The 18,977-nt window shown below is 68.5% G+C and carries 7 protein-coding genes; 6 read left to right on the top strand and 1 reads right to left on the bottom strand.

The window, feature by feature from the left end; translation table 11 throughout:
• Nucleotides 1–102: 102 nt before the first annotated feature.
• Nucleotides 103–1,503: a TIGR03013 family XrtA/PEP-CTERM system glycosyltransferase gene (locus tag DVU99_RS02140; protein WP_114238545.1), complete on the top strand. Its 1,401-nt coding sequence runs from the start codon at nucleotides 103–105 to the stop codon at nucleotides 1,501–1,503.
• Here DVU99_RS02140 and DVU99_RS02135 read toward each other — a convergent pair.
• Entirely contained in the window at nucleotides 1,500–2,198 is a 699-nt protein-coding gene (locus DVU99_RS02135; protein ID WP_232823409.1) for a hypothetical protein, read from the bottom strand. The two genes, DVU99_RS02140 and DVU99_RS02135, sit on opposite strands and share 4 nt — an antisense overlap.
• A gap of 125 nt (nucleotides 2,199–2,323) precedes the next feature.
• On the opposite strand from DVU99_RS02135, the gene DVU99_RS02130 reads away from it, so the two are divergent.
• From DVU99_RS02130 to DVU99_RS02110, 5 genes are all read left to right on the top strand, one after another.
• Nucleotides 2,324–3,103 (top strand): hypothetical protein, encoded by a 780-nt coding sequence (locus DVU99_RS02130; RefSeq protein ID WP_114238543.1) that lies wholly within the window; start codon nucleotides 2,324–2,326, stop codon nucleotides 3,101–3,103.
• 37 nt (nucleotides 3,104–3,140) lie between these two features.
• Nucleotides 3,141–4,076, top strand: a complete 936-nt coding sequence (locus DVU99_RS02125; RefSeq protein WP_198670155.1) for a hypothetical protein — start codon at nucleotides 3,141–3,143, stop codon at nucleotides 4,074–4,076.
• Between the two features lie 244 nt (nucleotides 4,077–4,320).
• Nucleotides 4,321–5,238 carry a cupin-like domain-containing protein gene (locus DVU99_RS02120; protein ID WP_114238542.1) on the top strand — a complete coding sequence of 306 codons (918 nt, stop codon included), beginning with the start codon at nucleotides 4,321–4,323 and terminating at the stop codon, nucleotides 5,236–5,238.
• Between the two features lie 48 nt (nucleotides 5,239–5,286).
• A complete protein-coding gene (locus DVU99_RS02115) occupies nucleotides 5,287–12,540 on the top strand; it encodes a polyketide synthase (RefSeq protein ID WP_114238541.1) in 7,254 nt (2,417 codons plus the stop codon).
• Nucleotides 12,537–18,971 carry a non-ribosomal peptide synthetase gene (locus DVU99_RS02110; RefSeq protein WP_114238540.1) on the top strand — a complete coding sequence of 2,145 codons (6,435 nt, stop codon included), beginning with the start codon at nucleotides 12,537–12,539 and terminating at the stop codon, nucleotides 18,969–18,971. Before DVU99_RS02115 ends, DVU99_RS02110 begins: the two co-directional genes overlap by 4 nt.
• Nucleotides 18,972–18,977 lie beyond the last annotated feature (6 nt).

The following is an 18,977-nucleotide window of genomic DNA, read 5'->3' as shown; positions in this document are numbered from 1 at the left end:
GCGGCTCTTACCTAAGTTGCATCGACACTGATGAAAGCCTCGCGATAGCCTTTTCTCCGGTTTGAATGGACGCGATTGCAACTAGGGGAAAGGGGGGATCGGATGCTTCGTTTCCTGCGTCGGCAATCCGTGCGTTGGCTCATGCTGCTAGGCCTGTGTGAATTGTTGTTGCTGGCCGTTTCGCTGTGCATCGCCACCTACGCGCGCTATTTCCGCAACGCTGATGAACTGGCGGAATTCACGGTGCACCTCCCTGAGCGTGCACTGGTGTTCGCTACCGTCATCGTGGTCGGCATGGTGGCCCTGGGCCAATACCAGGCCCACATGCGCATGAGCCGCTTCGGCCTGCTCGCGCGACAGATCGTTGCCTTCGTGATGGGCGGCATCCTGCTGGTCATCGGTTACTACGTGGTGCCGCAGGCCTACGTCGGCCGCGGCGTGCTGGCCATCGCGCTGGGGCTGGGCTTCCTGCTGGTATACATGCTGCGCCTGTTGTTCCTGCGGCTGGTGGAGGTGGAGGCGCTCAAGCGCCGCGTGCTGATCCTTGGCGCCGGCACGCGGGCCTCGCAGATCCACAACCAGATGCGCCGGCGCACCGACCGGCGCGGTTTCTGCGTGGTCGGTTACGTCCCGCATGCGCGCGAGGCCGTCGCGGTGCCCGACGAACAACTGGTGCGCACCAATCTCCCGCTGCATGCCTTCGTGCTGCGCGAGCAGATCGACGAGATCGTGGTGGGCGTGGATGACCGCCGCGGCCACCTGCCGATGGACGACCTGCTCGAATGCCGTCAGATGGGCATCGCCATCACCGACCTCACCTCGTTCTTCGAGCGCGAATCCGGGCGTCTGCAGCTGGCGATCCTCGACCCGTCGTGGCTGGTATTCTCCGGCGGCTTCAACGGCACGCCGCTGCGCCAGCTGAGCAAGCGCTGTTTCGACCTCGGCGCCGCATCGGTGTTGCTGCTGCTGTGCTGGCCGCTGATGTTGCTGGAGGCGCTGGCCATCCGCCTGGAGTCCGGCCCGGGCCAGCCCATCCTGTATCGGCAGGAGCGCGTCGGCGCGCACGGCTGCACGTTCCAGTTGCTCAAGTTCCGCAGCATGCGCACCGATGCCGAGCGCGATGGCGTGGCGCGCTGGGCCAGCAAGAACGATGACCGCGTGACGCGCGTTGGCCGCATCAGCCGCAAGCTGCGCATCGACGAACTGCCACAACTGTGGAATGTACTGAAGGGCGACATGAGCATCGTGGGGCCACGGCCGGAACGCCCGCAGTTCGTGGCCGACCTGGCCAGTCAGATCCGCTATTACAGCCTGCGCCATTGCCTGAAGCCGGGGCTCGCCGGCTGGGCCCAGCTGAGCTACCCCTATGGCGCCACCGTGGAGGAAGCGGCGGAGAAGCTGAAGTACGACCTTTTCTACGTGAAGAACCACAACCTGCTGCTGGACCTGCTGATCCTGATCCAGACGGTGGAGGTGGTGCTGTTTGGGCGTGGCGCGCGCTAGTTGCCGTCGGTGCGCGGCATGACCGGCGGCGTATCCGGGGTACGGGTCGAGCTGCCCAGCGCGCGCAGTGGCGAGCTGTACCAGTCGCTCACCCCATCGCCGCCGAAACGCACCCATGAGGGTCCGTATACCCAGCGGTCGCCCTCCACGCTCACCGGATCACCCAGCAGGGCCCGCACGTCCTCATGCGACATGCCCAGCGACAACGACGCCGCGGGCGCCGCGCTACCGAGCGGCGATGCTTCTTGCTCCGCCGATGACGACTCGGCCGACGAGCTGTTCACCGCAGGATGGCCGGCGATCTCCCAGCCCAGGACCGCGAGCAACGCCGCAGGGATCAGCAACACCAACAGCGGATGGCGCCAGGCCGGGCGACCCCGCATCGGCCCCGGCACCGGCGTGAATACCGGCGATGCCACCGGAGCCGGCGCCGCATCGGGCACGGCAAAACGCACTCGGCTCACCGAACCGGGCAGGCGCCCATGTTCGCGCTGGAAATCCATGGCGGCGTCGTATTGCGCGATCAGCCGTTGCAACCGCGCCGTCGTCGCCGCATCGACGGCAGCGGCCCCCTGGCGATCCGGATGCATCCGCGCGACGTGGCGGCGGAATGCCTGCTTGAGCTCGGGCAATGGACAGCCGGGACGCAGGCCGAGCGTCCGGTACATGTCGAGAAAATCCGTCTCGCTGGCCAAGCCGGTGTCCCCCTGCGGGTGGCAATGCCATCGCGTTGCCGCCCCTTCGGCGAACGCGGCGGCATTCTTGGCACAGCAGCTTGCCACGCGCAATAAGCCACTTATCCAGTACGGAGCACCGTGCCATGCCCGAGCGCGCCAGCGATAACCGCCGTCATCGGCATCCCTTGCTGGCGGCCCTGCTCGCCTTGTTGCCATTGGCGGCAGCTGCGCAGGAACCGGCCGCCCTGGAGGCTTCCGCGCCGGCGCTTGGCGCGCATACGCTGCTGACCCATTCCGAAGGCGAAGGTGTCACGCCGGCAGTCACCGCGCCGATGGACACGCAGCCCTCCGGCAGCTCCTTCATCGTGCTCAACGGCGGCTATGCCAAGAACGCCAACGCGCCCGACGACAGCTATGCCAACCGCTGGAAGCGGATCGGGCGCAGCGTCAGCTACAACGGCTACGGCGATGCCTTCAACGTCACCGCCTACGTGGCACTGGCGGGCAAGGGCGGAGCCGGCCACACCGTGCGGGTCGACAAGTCGGGTTATCCCGAAGGGGAAATCTCCCTGCCCTTCATCGAAGTGACCCATGCCGGCGTTTTGCAGGATGTGGCACAGAACTACGCCGAGCCCGGGCTGGTGCTCAGCAGCGGCAGCGTCACCACCACCGGGCCGGCGCTGCTGGTGGCCGTGTGGTGGGGCGATGGCGCGTTCAAGCACATGACCACCCGGCCCGACAGCGGCTTCACCCTGCTCGACAGCTACCTGATGCTGCCCGACAACAGCGGCGTGCAATGCGCGGTGGCCTACAAGCGCGTGGACGCCGCCGGCACCTATAACGTCCGTTGGATTGGTTCACCGATCCAGGGCGCCATACTTTGGCTGTTCGCATTCCAGGCCAGGCCGGCCGATACGCACTGACGCGACACAACGCTCCAATGCTGGGGGAGCCGACATCATGCTTGGCCAATACCTTTCAAGCCGGGAATACGGCGACATTCTGGCCCGTGGACGCGCGCAGCGTACGCCGTGGCTGGACCTTGCGCCCTCGACCCTGCAGACGGCCTACAACCGCCGCCCGTTCCTGGTGCGGCACCAGTTGGCAAGCCATCCGCTGTTCGGGCTGGACGAGCTGTTCGCCCTGTGCCGCCGCCTGCCCCGCGAGCAGATGCTGGTGCGGATGGGCCGGATTCCTGGAGACGCCACCTTCGAAACCTCCTACGAAAAGTACCGCCAGGGAATGCACCTGGAGGACGTGCTCGAACGCTTCGAGGAGCTGGGCTCCTACCTGTGCATCAACAATCCCGAGCGTGACGCCAGCTACCGGCCACTGATCGAGGGGCTGCTCGGCGAGGTGGCGGCGCAAACCGAGCCGCTCGATCCGACCATGAGCTGGTATTCGTCCTACGTCTTCATCTCGGCGCAGGATTCGGTGACGCCTTATCACATGGACCGCGAGATGAATTTCCTGCTGCAGGTGCGCGGCCAGAAGACGGTGTACCTGTGGGACCAGGACGACGACGAGATCATGAGCGCGGAACAAAAGGACCACCTGCTTGCCCGCGTGGGACTCAAGCCGCCCTACCACCCCTCGTTCGAGTCCAAGGCTGCCTCGTACGCCCTGGAACCCGGCACCGGCGTGCATCACCCGTTCATTGCACCGCACCGTGTGCACACGGGACCGCAGCTGTCGGTATCGCTCGCACTCACCTTCCGCACCCGCCAGTCCGACATGTGGACTGATGCCCACCGCTTCAACGCGCGCATGCGGCGGCTCGGACTGCGTCCCCACCCAATCGGCCGGAATCGCCTGGTCGACCACGCCAAGTGCGGCATCGCCCGCGTCGGCCAGCGCGTCCATCGCATGCTTGCATCGCACGAAGACGCGGCCTGACAGCGCTTTTCCGCAAGCTTGCCACGCCATCGTACGCGGCATAGGCAGGACGGGATAGGCGTTGGACTAGCCGGGATGGTCTAGGGAAAAAGCGGCACGAACGGCCGACAATCGGACTCATTCAAGGCAAGGCAAATCCGCCAGCGAGGGCCGTTTCGATGCCCCGGCCAGCGGTCGCCGACCGAACACCAGGGGCACTCGTTCGACGAGTCAGTTCCGCACCACGCGGGGGAGGGTGTAAGCCATGCATGCCAGCACGGCCGCTCTGATCGAGATGGATTGGGCCAACTTCGATCCTTGGCGCATGCAGTCCGTTCGCCACGGGCTCACCGACCATCCACTGCTGCAACCCGACCAGCTGGTGGCCCTGGGCAAGCGCTTCCAGGGCAGCAGCCACCTGTTCACCTTCAACAACACCGCCGGCGCCGACGCCAATTTCGACGATGTCGCGCGGCTGTATCCCAATCGCCGCTCGGTCACTGACACACTGCAGGGCATCAACGAGGCCAAGGCCTGGATGTTGCTGCGCCACGTGCAGGCGGACCCGACCTATCGCGCGCTGATCGACCTGGCACTGGATCCGATAAAGCCGCACATCGAGGCCAAGGATCCGGGCATGTACTACCGCGCCGGCTGGATCTTCGTGGCCTCGCCGCACACCGTCACGCCGTTCCACATCGATCGCAACCACGGCATCCTGCTGCAGATCCACGGCACCAAGAAGGTGTACGTGTGGGACGCCGACGACATCGAGGTATGCAGCGAGCAGGCCCGTGACTGCTTCCACACCCGCCATGAACTGGACCAGGTGAAGTGGCGCGAGGAGTTCCGCGAACGTGCCCGCGTGTTCACCGTCAGCCCCGGCACGGGCGTGTACATCCCCATCACCAGTCCGCACATGGTGGAGACCGGCGACGAGCCGTCGATCACCATCAGCCTCACCTACAGCACCGATGCCACGCGTCGCAACGCGATGGAACACGTGATGAACGAACTGCTGCGTCGCAAGGGCGTGCAACCGCCGCTGATCGGCAGGAACGCGCTGTTCGACCGGCTCAGCTACCTGGCCGCGACCGCCATGATCGCATTGCGTGGCCAGGGCAGCCGCCCACCGGCGTGCCCTTCGCTCACGCAGCGCACGGCCTACGCCGTCGCCGACTGAGCCGGCTGTACCCACGTCCTTCCGCTGAAGCCGCACGTAGTGAATGCAATGAATGCAAGCCCTCCCGACCATCATCCGGCCTCGCCTTTCGCGACACTCTTCGATGTGCTGCCGCGCCAGCCTGGCGTGGCCGAAGCCGGCTGGCAGCGGGAAGTCTTTGCACTGGATGGCGGAGACGAACGAGTCCTCACCACCGCATCACCGCAGCAGCTGACTGCAGCGCTGGCCCTGGCCGAATCGCTGCTGACCGGCGCCGAACGCGTGCTGGCCACGGCGTTCATCGACGGTCTCATCCACCAGGCATGCGTGGAAACGCCGCGCGAGGTCAGCCGCGATGCGTGGCTCGTGCTGGTCGACGCCACCCTGGCCGGCGCCGCCGAAGCCAGCGAGGCGACCGCCTGGTGCGTAACCGACACCGTGCTTGACGCACCGCCATTCACGCATAGCCAGTGGTGGCTCGATGCCGCCGCTGGCCAGCTGCACGTGCTGTTCAAGGCGCCGTTCGACACTGCCGGCGTGACGCTGTTTGCAGGCTGCGTGCGGCTCGTGCTGGCCGCGTTGGTCGCAGAGGGCGAACGTTCACTCACCGATATCCGCGCCATCGAAGGGCGGCAACATGAGCAGCTGCTGCATGGCTGGAATGACACCGCCGTGCCACGCCACCCCGACGACACCGTGCACGGCCTGTTCGCTGCAACAGCGAGGCGCCACGCCGCTCGCATTGCGTTGGCCGGTGACGGCTTTTCGCTGCGCTATGACGAACTCAATGCGCGCGCGGACCACATCGCCGCCGGCCTGATCGCCAGCGGCGTCAAGCCCGGCGACGTGGTCGGCCTGCTGCTGGAGCGTTCGGCCGATGCCATCGCTGCCATGCTTGGCATCCTCAAGGCAGGCGCGGCCTTCCTGCCGCTCGACGCGGCGCATCCCGCGGACCGGCTGGCATTCACGCTCAACGACGCGCAGGCCGCGTTGCTGATCGCACCCGCCGACGCACCGGTTCTGCCCGGGGTGAAAGCGCCTCGGAAAACGCTGGCGCAGCTGGAGTCCGAAACACCGCCGACCACGCTGCCGCCGGCCGACGGAAGCGCGCTCGCCTACGTGATGTACACCTCCGGCTCCACCGGCACGCCCAAGGGCACGCAGATCATGCATCGCGCGATCATCCGCCTGGTGCGCGACGTCGATTACGTGGACCTGGGCGATGCACCGCGCATGCTGCACGCCGCGCCGCTGGGCTTCGACGCCTCGACGCTGGAGATCTGGGGTGCGCTGCTCAACGGCGGCACCTGCATCATCCACGAGGAGCGCATCCCCACCGGCTGCGGCCTTGCCCGCACCATCCGCCGCCACGACGCGCGCATCGCCTGGCTCACCGCCGCTTTGTTCAACGCCATCGTCGACGACGATGCCACTCGGCTGGAAGGGCTGCGCCAGTTGCTGATCGGCGGCGAGGCGCTGTCGGTAGCCCACGTGCGCAAGGCCTATGCCGCCCTGCCCGGGGTGGCGATCATCAATGGCTACGGGCCGACCGAATGCACCACCTTCTCGGCGACCTATCCGATTCCGCGCTCGCTCGATGCCGGCGCGCGTTCGATCCCGATCGGCCGTCCGATTCCGAACACCACGCTGCATGTGCTGAATGCACGCGGCGAGCATGTCCCGGTTGGCGTGGCCGGCGAGCTCTACATCGGCGGCGCAGGCCTCGCCCGCGGTTACCTGGGCCAGCCAGGGCTCACCGCGGAACGTTTCGTGACCGATCCGTTCGGCGCCGTCGGCGACCGCCTGTATCGCACCGGCGACCTGGTGCGCTGGTTGCCCGAGGGCGTGGTGGAGTTCATCGGGCGCACCGACCACCAGGTGAAGATCCGCGGCTTTCGCATCGAGCTGGGCGAGATCGAGGCGAGCTTGCAGGGCATTCCCGGCGTGCGCGCCGGTGCCGTGCTGGCGCGCGAGGACCGTCCGGGCCAGAAGCGCCTGGTCGCCTATTACGTGGCCGACGACGCCAGCCTCACCGCGCGGCAACTGCGCGAACAGCTGGCGCGCGGCCTGCCCGAATTCATGGTGCCTGCGATCTACCTGCGGCTGGATGCGTTTCCGGTCACGGCCAACGGCAAGCTCGACCGCCGTGCACTGCCCGCACCCGACGGCCGCCGCCCCGAACTGGCCGAGGCCTATGTGCCACCCGTGGGCCCGCTGGAGCAGAAGCTGTGCGAGCTGTTGGGCGACATGCTCGGGCTGGACCAGGTCGGACGCCACGACAACTTCTTCGACCTGGGCGGCCACTCGCTGCTGGCCGTGCGCGCGGTCGCGCGCATCCAGGAGGAGCTGTCCCGCGCACCGACCATCCCCGCCTTCTTCGGCAACCCCACGCCTGCCGCGCTGGCCGCGCTGATCGAAGGGCGCGACAACCGCAGTGCGCTGGCGTCGCGCATCGCGCGCGGTCGCCACGACGATCACGGCGAAGCAGTGGCCATCGTCGCCATGGCCGGACGGTTCCCGGGGGCCTCGGATGTCGAGACCTTCTGGGACAACCTTTGCGCCGGCCGCGAATCGATCCGCTTCTTCAGCGCCGAACAACTCGACCCCGCCGTACCCGCCACCGACCGCGACGACCCCGCCTACGTCGCGGCGCGTGGCGTGATCGACGGCGTGGAGCAGTTCGACGCGGCGTTCTTCGGCATGTCCCCGCGCGAGGCGGAACTCACCGACCCGCAGCAGCGCATCTTCCTGGAACTGTGCTGGGAATGCCTGGAGCGCGGCGGCTACGTGCCCGATGCGCACGAGGCGCCGGTGGGCGTATTCGGCGGCATGCACAACGCCACCTATTTCCAGCGCCACCTGCAGACGCGGCCGGACCTGATCGACAAGCTCGGCGCATTCCAGGTGATGCTGGCCAACGAAAAGGATTACCTGACCACGCGGGTGGCGCACAAGCTCAACCTCACCGGTCCGGCGATCAGCATGAACACCGCCTGCTCCACCTCGCTGGTGGCGATCTGCCAGGCCACGGCCGCGTTGCGCAATGGACAGTGCGACATGGCGCTGGCCGGCGGCGTATCCATCGCCTGTCCACCGCACAGCGGCTATCTCTCGCAGGAAGGTTCGATGCTGTCGCCCGACGGGCATACGCGTACCTTCGATGCGCAGGCGCAGGGCACGGTGTTCAGCGACGGCGCAGCGGTGCTGCTGCTCAAGCGCCTGTCCGACGCCCAGCGCGACGGCGACACCATCCACGCGGTGATCCGTGGCGTGGCGATCAACAACGACGGCGGCATCAAGGCCAGCTTCACCGCGCCCAGCAGCGCAGGCCAGGCGGCGGTCATCAGCATGGCGCTCGCCGATGCCGGCGTGGAACCGCGCTCGATCTCCTACGTCGAGGCACACGGCACCGCCACGCCGCTGGGCGACCCCATCGAGATCGAAGGCCTCACCGCCGCCTTCCGGCAGGGCACCGACGAGCATGGCTTCTGTGCCATCGGATCGGTGAAGAGCAACATGGGCCATCTGGTGATGGCCGCCGGCGCCACAGGTGTCATCAAGACCGCGCTTTCGCTGCGCGAGCGCACACTGCCGCCGACCCTGCACTACCAGTCGCCCAATCCCAAGCTCGAGCTGGCCGGCACGCCGTTCGTGGTCAACCACACGCTGCGCGCGTGGACGCCCGATGGCCATCCGCTGCGCGCTGGTGTCAGCTCGTTTGGCGTCGGCGGCACCAACGCCCACGTCATCCTCGAAGAGGCGCCCGCCCGCGAGGCCTCCGAGGCGGCCGAGGGACCGCAATTGCTGCTGCTCTCCGCACGCAGTGCAGAAGCGCTCGGCCGGGCGGCCTCGCAGCTGGCACGCCACCTGGCGGACCACCCCGCGCTCAACCTCGCCGACGTGGCGTACACGCTGGCGCACGGGCGCAAGGCATTCACCCAGCGCCTGCACGTGGTGGCATCCAGTGCGGGCGAAGCCGCTTCGCAGCTGGCGCAACTCACGGCATCCGCCGCGCACGCGGCAACCCAGCCTGAGCCCGGCGTGGTGTTCCTGTTCCCCGGGCAGGGCTCGCAGTACGCCGGCATGGGCCGCAGCTTGCATGCCGTCGATCCGGCCTTCCGCGCCGCGCTGGACGAATGCGCCGGTCTGCTGCAGGACGAGCTGGGTTTCGACCTGCGCGAGCGCCTGTTTACCGACGACGCCGAGGCCTTGCGCGAAACCTCGCTGACTCAACCGGCGACGTTCGCCATCGAATACGCGCTGGCACAGTCGTGGATGGCGATGGGCGTGAAGCCTGTGGCGATGATCGGCCACAGCGTGGGCGAGTTTGTCGCCGCAGTGATTGCCGGCGTGATGAGCCTCGCCGATGGCCTGCGCCTGGTGGCGCGTCGCGGCCGCCTGATGCAGGCGATGCCGGCTGGCGCGATGCTGTCGGTACGCATGGATGCCGCACGCCTGCTGTCGCGTCTTCCTGCAGGCCTGCAGCTGGCCGCGGAGAACTCGCCGCAGGCCTGCGTGGCGAGCGGCGACGGCAAGGACATCGAAGCATTCCGCGCCGCACTCGATGCCGACGGCGTGGCCTGCCGCCTGCTGCAGACGTCGCACGCCTTCCATTCGGCCATGATGGATCCCGTGCTGGATCCGTTCCGCGAGGAAGTGGCGCGCATCGCGCTGGCCGCGCCGCGGGTTCCGATCATTTCCACCCTCACCGGTCAGCCGCTGGGCGCCGGCGAGGCTACCACCGCGGAGTACTGGACCCGTCACCTGCGTGGCACGGTGCAGTTCTCCCGCGCGCTGATCCATCAACTCGGGCAGGCGCCGGCCCTGCTGCTCGAGGTGGGCCCGCGCACCGCACTGACCACGCTGGCACGGCAGCATCCGCAAAGCCGCGGCCACACCATCGTCGCCTCGCTGGCCGACACGCCCGACAACGAGCGTGCGGCCTGGCTCAACGCGGTGGGCCAGCTGTGGTGCGCGGGCGCGGGGGGAACCCTGCAAGCGCTCGATCGCCGCCAGCGCCGGCACCGGGTGGAACTGCCCACGTATCCGTTCGAGCGCAAGCGCCACTGGATCGATCCGGCCGCGGTCGCGGCACCCGTTGCGCCCGACCAGCCTGACAACGTGATTCCCCTGTTCACCCAGCCCCCTGCACCTGCCGCGGAGAGCCCCATGGAAGCCAATCTCGCCGGCACGACCGCCGGCTCGGCCCGTCAGACCCGCCTGCTGGCCCAGCTCGTCGAATTGTTCGAGGACGTGTCGGGCAGCGAGCTGCAAGGGGTCGATCCGGGTGCGGGCTTCGTCGAACTCGGCCTGGATTCGCTGGCCCTCACCCAGGTGGCGCTGCAACTGCAGAAGACCTTCGCGCTGAAGATCACGTTCCGCGAACTGATGGAGTCGTTTTCCTCGTTCGAGCGCCTCGCCATGCATATCGACCAGCTATTGCCGCCGGAAGCGAACGCACCGGCCACGCCCGCCGCCGTTGCCGCCCCCGCCGTGGCCACCGCGCCCGTCATCGCCACACCACTGGCCGCCAGCATCCAGCCCACGGCCAGTGGCCACCTGGTGCAGGACGTGATCCAGCAGCAGATGCTGATCATGCAGCAGCAACTGGCCCTGCTCGCTGGTGCCAGCCTTGCCGCGGCACCTGTCGCGGGCGCCGCGCCCGCGCCACCGGCCCAGCCGACAACCGCGGCCGCACCCGCTGCCGCGACGGCTACCGCCGCGCCGGTCAATGCCGCCGCACCGCAGGACGAGGAAGCTGCTCTCGCGCACACCACCTATGACGTCAAGAAGGCGTTCGGCGCGATCGCCCGCATCCATTCCACCTCCACCGAGTTGAGCGAACGCCAGCGTGCACGGCTGGATGCGTTCATGCGGCGCTACATCGACCGCACCCGTGCATCCAAGGAATACACGCAGCGCCACCGCGACCATCTCGCCGATCCGCGCGTGGTCAACGGCTTCCGCCCGCTGCTCAAGGAAATGATCTACCAGATCGTGATCAACCGCTCCAAAGGTTCCAAGGTGTGGGACCTGGATGGCAACGAATACGTCGACGCGCTCAACGGCTTCGGCATGAACCTGTTCGGCTGGCAGCCGGACTTCGTGCTCGACGCCGTGCGCCGCCAGCTCGACGCCGGCTACGAGATCGGCCCGCAGCACCCGCTGGCCGGCGAAGTGGCCGAGCAGGTGTGCGAGATCACCGGCTTCGACCGCGCCGCGCTGTGCAACACCGGCTCCGAAGCGGTGATGGGCACCATCCGCATCGCCCGCACGGTCACCGGCCGGGATACTCTGGTGATCTTCACCGGCTCCTACCACGGCATCTTCGACGAAGTGATCGTGCGCGGCACCAAGAAGCTGCGTTCGGTGCCGGCCGCACCGGGCATCCTGCGCAACACCTCGGAGAACGTGCTGGTACTCGACTACGGCACGCCCGAGTCGCTGCAGATCATCCGGGAGCGCGCCGGCAGCATCGCCGCGGTGCTGGTGGAACCGGTGCAGAGCCGCCGTCCCGACTTCCAGCCGCGCGAATTCCTCAAGGAGCTGCGCGCCATCACCGCCGATGCCGGCGCACTGCTGATCTTCGACGAAGTGGTCACCGGCTTCCGCTCGCATCCTCGCGGCGCGCAAGCGGTGCTCGGCATCGATGCCGACCTCGCCTCCTACGGCAAGGTGGTGGGTGGCGGCTTCCCGATCGGCGTGATCGCCGGCAAGCGCCGCTACATGGACGCACTCGATGGTGGCGGCTGGCAGTACGGCGATGCCTCGATTCCCACCGTGGGCGTGACCTATTTCGCCGGCACCTTCGTGCGCCATCCGCTGGCGCTGGCGGCCGCGCACGCCGTGCTCGACCACCTCAAGGCCAACGGCGCCGCGCTGCAGGAGCGCCTCAATGCCCGCACCAGCCTGTTGATGGACGAACTCAACGCCTTCTGCGCCAGCGTCGGCGCGCCGATCCAGCTGGTGCATTTCGCCTCGGTGTGGAAAACCAACTTTACCGAAGACCACCCGCTGCAGGACCTGCTGTTCGCCATGATGCGCAGCCGCGGCGTGCACGTGCTGGACAACTTCCCCTGCTTCTTTACCACCGCGCACAGCGAGCAGGATTTCCAGGCCATCGCCAAGGCCTTCAAGGACTCCGTACTGGAGCTGCAGGAAGCCGAGTTCCTGCCGCGTCACCGCAACGTGGAAACGCTCGCCTTTGACGCCACGCGTCCGCCCGTGGTGGGCGCGCGCCTGGGCAAGGACCAGGAAGGCAATCCGGCCTGGTTCGTGCCCAACCCGGACGTGCCCGGCAAGTACATGAGGGTCAATGCATGAACCCGAACGACGCGACGCCGCTGTCGACCACCGCCCCGGTCGCCGTGGACTACGACCCGTTTGCCGGCGCCACGCTGGCCCGCGTGGTACCCGCCACGGCACCGCAGCGCGAGGTGTGGCTGGCCGCCGCGCTCGAGCCGGACGCCTCGCTGGCCTACAACGAGTCGATCTCGCTGCGCCTGCACGGTGCGCTCGACGTGCCCGCGCTGCAGGCCGCGCTGCAACAGCTGGTCGACCGGCACGAAGCCCTGCGCGCCACCTTCAGCCACGACGGCGACGAGCTCTACATCGCCGCGCAGCTGACCGTGCCCTGCCCCGTGCGCGACCTGTCGTGGCTGGGCGTGGACGAGCGCGATGCCGACATCCAGGACACCTTGCGCCACGCCGTGATCACGCCGTTCGACCTGGAAAACGGTCCGCTGGTGCGCGCGGAGCTCCTGCACCTCGATCCCGAAGACCACCTGCTGGTGTTCACGGCGCACCACATCGTGTGCGATGGCTGGTCGTTCGGTGTGATCGTGCGCGATCTGGCGGCGCTGTATGCGCAGCAGCTCGGTGCCGGGCCGGCGCCGGAAGCCCCTGAAGCCTTCGGCGATTTCGCGCTGGCCCAGGCGGCGCACGCGCAAGGCGGCGAGGGGCGCCAGGCCGAGGCGTACTGGCTCAAGCGCTTCGGCGGCAACGCGCCGTCTCTGGACCTGCCTACGGATCATCCGCGCCCGCGCCAGCGCAGCTTCAGCTCGCGCCGCCAAGACCTCACGCTGGATGCTGCGCTGGTGGCCGACATCAAGCTCGTCGGCGCGCAACGCGGCGCCAGCCTCTATGCCACCCTGCTCAGCGCGTTCGGCCTGCTGCTGCAGCGGCTCAGCGGGCAGGACGAGGTGGTGATCGGCATACCTTCGGCCGGCCAGGCCAGCGGTGGCCACGACACCCTCGTGGGGCACTGCGTCAACGTGCTGCCGCTGCACGTGGCGATCGATCCGGCGCGCCCGTTCGCCGACAGCCTGCTGCAGGTGCGCGGCGACCTGCTGGATGCCTTCGACCACCAGCAATACACCCTCGGCAGCCTGCTGGCCCGCCTGGCGCTGCCGCGCGATCCGGGCCGGCTGCCGCTGGTCAGCGTGCTGTTCAACCTGGACCAGGTGCTGGACGAGCGCACGGTCGATTTTCCCGGGCTGGAGTTCGAGTTCGCCGGCAACCCGCGCGCGTTCGAGAACTTCGAGCTGTTCGTCAACGCCGTGCAGGACCACGGCAGCCTGCGGCTGGAATGCCAGTACAACAGCGAGCTGTTCGATGCCGCCACCATCCGCGCATGGCTGGAGGCCTACGCCACCTTGCTGCGCCATGCCGCGCGCACGCCCGAAGCCGCCGGCCAGGCACTGGGGCTGGTGTCCGGCGACGCGCTGGCCGCGCTCAAGGCACTGCAGCCGGAACGCACGCCGTATCCGGCCGGCCAGTTGGCGCACGAATACTTCGAGGCACAGGCTGACCGCGTGCCGTCGCACATCGCCATTGCTGGCCACGCGGCGCCATTGACCTATGCGCAGCTGGAGGCACGCGCCAACCGCATTGCCCAGGTGCTGCGCGAACGTGGCATCGCCCAGGGCAGCCTGGTCGGGCTGTCGTTGTCGCGCGGTCCCGACATGGTGGCGGCCTTGCTCGCCGTACTGAAGACCGGCGCCGGCTACGTGCCGCTCGACCCGGGTTTTCCGGCGGAGCGACTGGCCTTCATGGCCGAGGATGCAGCACTGGGTGCGCTGGTGGTGGACGACCTTCCGCCGGATGCACTCAACCTGCCCCAACTCACGGTGCTATCGCTGCAACGCGACGCCGCCGCCATCGACGCCGCCAGCGCGGAGCGATTGCCGCGCGACCCGCGCTCGGCCACGCCCGAATCAGTGGCTTACCTGATCTACACGTCCGGCTCGACCGGCAAGCCCAAGGGCGTGCGCGTGCCGCATCGCGCCACCGCCAATTTCCTCAGCAGCATGCAGCAGGCCCCCGGCATCACCGAGAACGATCGGCTGGTGGCGGTGACAACGCTGTCGTTCGATATCGCCTTCCTCGAACTGATGCTGCCGCTCAGCGTCGGCGCGGCGATCGTGCTGGCCAGTTATGACGACGTGCGCGACGGCGCCGCGCTGCGCCGGCTGGTGGAACACAGTGGCGCCACGCTGATGCAGGCCACGCCGGCCGGTTGGCGCATCCTGCTGGAATCGGGCTGGAACGGCGGCGCCGGCTTCCGCGCCATCGCCGGCGGCGAGCCGTTGCCGCTGGACCTGGCCGAAGCCTTGCTCGAACGCTGCGACGAGCTGTGGAACGCCTACGGCCCCACCGAAACCACGGTGTGGTCCACGCTGTGGAAAGTGCACGCGCCGCGCGCCGGCATCTCCATCGGCCGCCCCATCGCCAACACCACCATACATATCCTTGATGAGCTCGGTGCGCCGTGCCCGCTTGGCATGCCGGGCGAAATTTATATCGGCGGCGACGGCGTCACGCTGGGTTACCTCAACCGGCCCGAGCTCAACGCCGAGCGCTTCCTGCCCGATCCGTTCTCCAGCGACGCCTCGGCCCGGCTGTACCGCACCGGTGACCGTGGCCGCTGGCTGGCCAATAGCCAGCTGGAACATCGCGGCCGGCTCGACTTCCAGGTGAAAATTCGCGGCTACCGCATCGAGCTGGGCGAAATCGAGACCGCACTGGCCGACCTGCCCGAGGTGGCGCGTGCCGTGGTACTGGCGCGCGAGGACCGCCCCGGCGACGTGCGCCTGGTGGCCTACGTGGTGCCGGCCGACGGCGCGGCCATCGAGGAAACCGAGCTGTGCCCGCGCCTGCGCCAGCGGCTGCCCGACTACATGGTGCCGCAGCACTTCATGGCGCTGGAGGCGATTCCCCTGCTGCCCAACGGCAAGATCGACCGCAAGTCGCTGCCGGTGCCGCCAGTACATACCCTGGCCGCGACGCAACGCGAACGACAGGCGCCGCAGACCGACACCGAACGTCGCGTCGCCGCAGCGATGGAAACCGTGCTCGCCCTGCCCGAGCTGGACGTGCGCGACAACTTCTTCGCGCTCGGCGGCCACTCACTGCTGGCCGCACAGCTCACCGCAAGGCTCAACCGCGAGTTCGACATCACGCTGTCCTTCCGCACGCTGTTCGACGCACCCAGCATCGCCAGCCTTGCGGCCACCATCGACCAGCTCAAGGCCAGCGGCACGGCCAGCGCTGCGCCACCGATCCAGCGCCGCGGCGAGCAGGGCCGCGCACCGCTGTCGCTGATGCAGCGCCGCCTGTGGTCGCTGGAGGAACTGCAGCCCGGCCGCGTCACCTACAACGCGCCCTCCGCCCATCGCCTGCGTGGCACCCTGCACGAGGCCGCGTTCCAGCAGGCGATGGAGGCATTGGTGCAGCGCCAGCCGATCCTGCGCACGGCATTCCGCCACGACGGCACCGATGTGCAGCAGGTGCTGGAAGACATCGAGCTGCAGCTGTTCCCGGCCGAGGATCTCTCCGGCCTGCCGGAGGGCGAGCGCGAAGCGGTGCTGATGCAGCGCCTGCAGGCGCTCACCGACACGCCGTTCGACCTTGGTCGCGCGCCGCTGTTCAGCGCGCGCATGTTCCGCCTTGCCGACGACGAGCACGTGTTCTTCTTCATGCCGCACCACATCATCTGGGACGGCTGGTCGTTCGACATCCTCTACGCGGAACTCTCGCAGCTGTACAAGGCGTTCGCCGCCGGGCAGCCCTCGCCACTGGCGCCACTGCCGGTGAGCTACGGCGATTTCGCCGCGTGGCACGCGCAATGGCTGGAGAGCGAACCGTTCAAGGCGCAGCTCGACTACTGGCACAAGCGCCTGGCCAACGCGCAGGAAACCCGCGCGCTGCCCACGGACTTCCCGCGTCGCCCCGGCATGTCCGGCGTGGGCCGCACCGAGTGGATCCGCGTGTCCAAGGATGCGACCGACGCCATGCACGCGGTGGCCAAGCAGGCCGACGCCACCCTCAACATGGCGCTGCTGGCGCTGTACTACGTGCTGCTCAGCGGCATGGCCGGCCAGCGGCACCTGGTGGTGGGCACGCCGGTGCGGGCGCGTAACCAGACCGAGGTGGAAACGGTGATGGGTTACTTCAACAACCTGCTGCCGCTGCACGTGACGGTCGATCCCTCGCAGCGCTTCATCGATTTCGTGCGCCACGTGAAGAACGCGGCGATCGAGAGCTTCGGGCATCCCGACGTGCCGCTGGAGTACCTGCAGCGCGAGCTGCGTACCGGCCATGGCAACGGCGCGGTGCTGTACCAGGCGCTGTTCTCGTTCCAGGATGCACGCCAGCGCACGGTGGACTGGGGCGGGCTCAGCCACGAACAGATCCTGCTGTTCCAGAGTGGCGCCACCGAAGACCTCGGCCTGTGGTTCCTGGAGAACAACCGTGGCCTGCTCGGCGGCGTCACCTACAACGCCGACATCCTGCAGGCGGATACGGCACGCCAGCAGCGCGACCGCTACCTCGCCCTGATGGCCCGCATCAGCGCCGACCCGACCCAGACCATCGAGGCGCTGAACGCGATCAACGACGAAGAGCTGGCCCAGGTACGCGCATGGAATGCGCGTGCCGCCTCCGAGGCCGTCTACAGCGACGTGGTGTCACGCTTCGAAACCGCGGTCGATCGTGCGCCGCAGGCACCCGCGCTCGCGGTGGGCAGCTGGAATACGCCGTACGCCGAACTGGAAACCCGCAGCAACCGCATCGCCAGCTGCCTGCGTGCACGCGGCATCGGCCGCGGCAAGGTGGTGGGGCTGTGCATCGAACCCGGCATCGGTCGCCTGAGCGCCCTGCTTGGCGTGCTCAAGAGCGCTGCCACGCTGGTGCTGCTCGACCCGGCCGACCCGGCCTCGCACCTGCACGCGCTGGCGGCCGACGCCGGCATCACCCTGCTGCTCGGCAACGCCTCGCTGGAAACCACGCTGGGCTGGCCACGCAGCCAGGCCCTGTGGCTGGATACCGACACCAACGAGATCCTCGCCGCCTCGGCGCAACGCGATGCCAGCGCTCGCCCCGGCGCCGAGGACGTGGCCTTCGTCACCTACGTCGCGGACGATGACGGCCAGTCACGCGGCAGCGCCGTCACCCACGGTGCGCTGTCGCGCCTGTTGGACGGCCTGCGCGAGACACTGGCGGTCACGCCCGACGACAGCGTGCTGGGCCTGGCACCCGCCAGCACCGGCCAGTCGATGGTCGAACGCCTGCTGCCGCTCAGCATCGGCGCGAAGTTCGTGCTGGCCGGCATCCACCAGGCCAGTGACGGCGAAGCCCTGCTCGGGCTGATGCGCGCCAGCCAGGCCAGCGTGATGTTCGCCCCCAACACCGCGTGGCGTGCCCTGCTCGCCGCCGGCTGGGAAGGCTCGCCCACGCTGCGCGCGGTGTGCGTCGGCGGCACGCCGTCGCCGGAACTGGCCACCCGGCTGGCCGCGCGCAGCGCAAGCCTGTGGAACCTGTTCGGCAGCGACGACCATGCCGTGGTCGCCACGCTGGGCCGCATCGAACGTCCGGCCGAAGGCGTGCACAGCGGGCGTCCGCTGGGCGCGAACGTCGCCTGGGTGCTCGACGCGCAGCAGCGTCCCTGCCCGGTGGGCGCGATTGGCGAGATCCACCTGGCCGGTGATGCGCTCAACCTGCCCTTCGGCCAGCGTGCCGCCGGCGAGGCCACGCGCCATATCCATCCGGTCGACACCGGCGCCGTGCTGCCCACGGGATTCTTCGGCCGTTGGCTGCCCGATGGCCAGGTGCAGGAACTGGGTCGCATCGACCGGCGCGTACACGTGGCCGGCCACGAGGTATCCCCGGCGGCGATCGAAGCGCAGCTGCTGCGCCAGCCAGGCGTGGCCCATGCCGTGGCGGTGGCCCGGCTGGACAGCGAAGGCGACGCGCAAGTCGATGCCTATGCCGTGGCGCGGCCCGGTGCCACGCTCGATCGCGAGCAACTGCGCACGGCACTGGAACAGACGCTCGCGGCGCACGCACTTCCCAAGCACCTGGTGCTGCTCGATGCCTTGCCGATGCTGGCCGACGGCACGGTGGACCTCGCCGCGCTGCCGCTGCCCGGCGGCCACGGCGATGATCTCGCCGAGCTGGCGGTGCAACCCAGGACTGCCGGCGAACAGCTGCTGGCGGGGCTCTGGCGCGAGCTGCTGCACATCAGCCAGGTGCGCACCAGCGACAACTTCTTCGACATCGGCGGCCACTCGCTGCTCGCGGTGGAAATGGCCACGCGCGTGCAGAAGGAAACCGGCGTGAGGCTCAACCTGCTGGATATCGCCAACGGCTCGCTGGGAACGCTGGCCGCGGAACTGAACACCACCACGCCACCGGCCCGGGACGAAGGTTCCGCGCCATTGGGACAGCGCCTGCGCAAGCTGTTCGGCAGGCGCTGACATGGC

It is taken from the genome of Dyella sp. C9 (assembly GCF_003332825.1).
Taxonomy (GTDB): Bacteria; Pseudomonadota; Gammaproteobacteria; order Xanthomonadales; family Rhodanobacteraceae; genus Dyella.
This window is presented reverse-complemented; position numbering and strand designations above follow the sequence as displayed.

Bases quoted from the DNA above. Each gene is read 5' to 3' on its own strand.
- DVU99_RS02140 (WP_114238545.1), top strand. From the start codon at position 103: ATGCTTCGTTTCCTGCGTCGGCAATCCGTGCGTTGGCTCATGCTGCTA.
- DVU99_RS02130 (WP_114238543.1), top strand. From the start codon at position 2,324: ATGCCCGAGCGCGCCAGCGATAACCGCCGTCATCGGCATCCCTTGCTG.
- DVU99_RS02125 (WP_198670155.1), top strand. From the start codon at position 3,141: ATGCTTGGCCAATACCTTTCAAGCCGGGAATACGGCGACATTCTGGCC.
- DVU99_RS02120 (WP_114238542.1), top strand. From the start codon at position 4,321: ATGCATGCCAGCACGGCCGCTCTGATCGAGATGGATTGGGCCAACTTC.
- DVU99_RS02115 (WP_114238541.1), top strand. From the start codon at position 5,287: ATGAATGCAAGCCCTCCCGACCATCATCCGGCCTCGCCTTTCGCGACA.
- DVU99_RS02110 (WP_114238540.1), top strand. From the start codon at position 12,537: ATGAACCCGAACGACGCGACGCCGCTGTCGACCACCGCCCCGGTCGCC.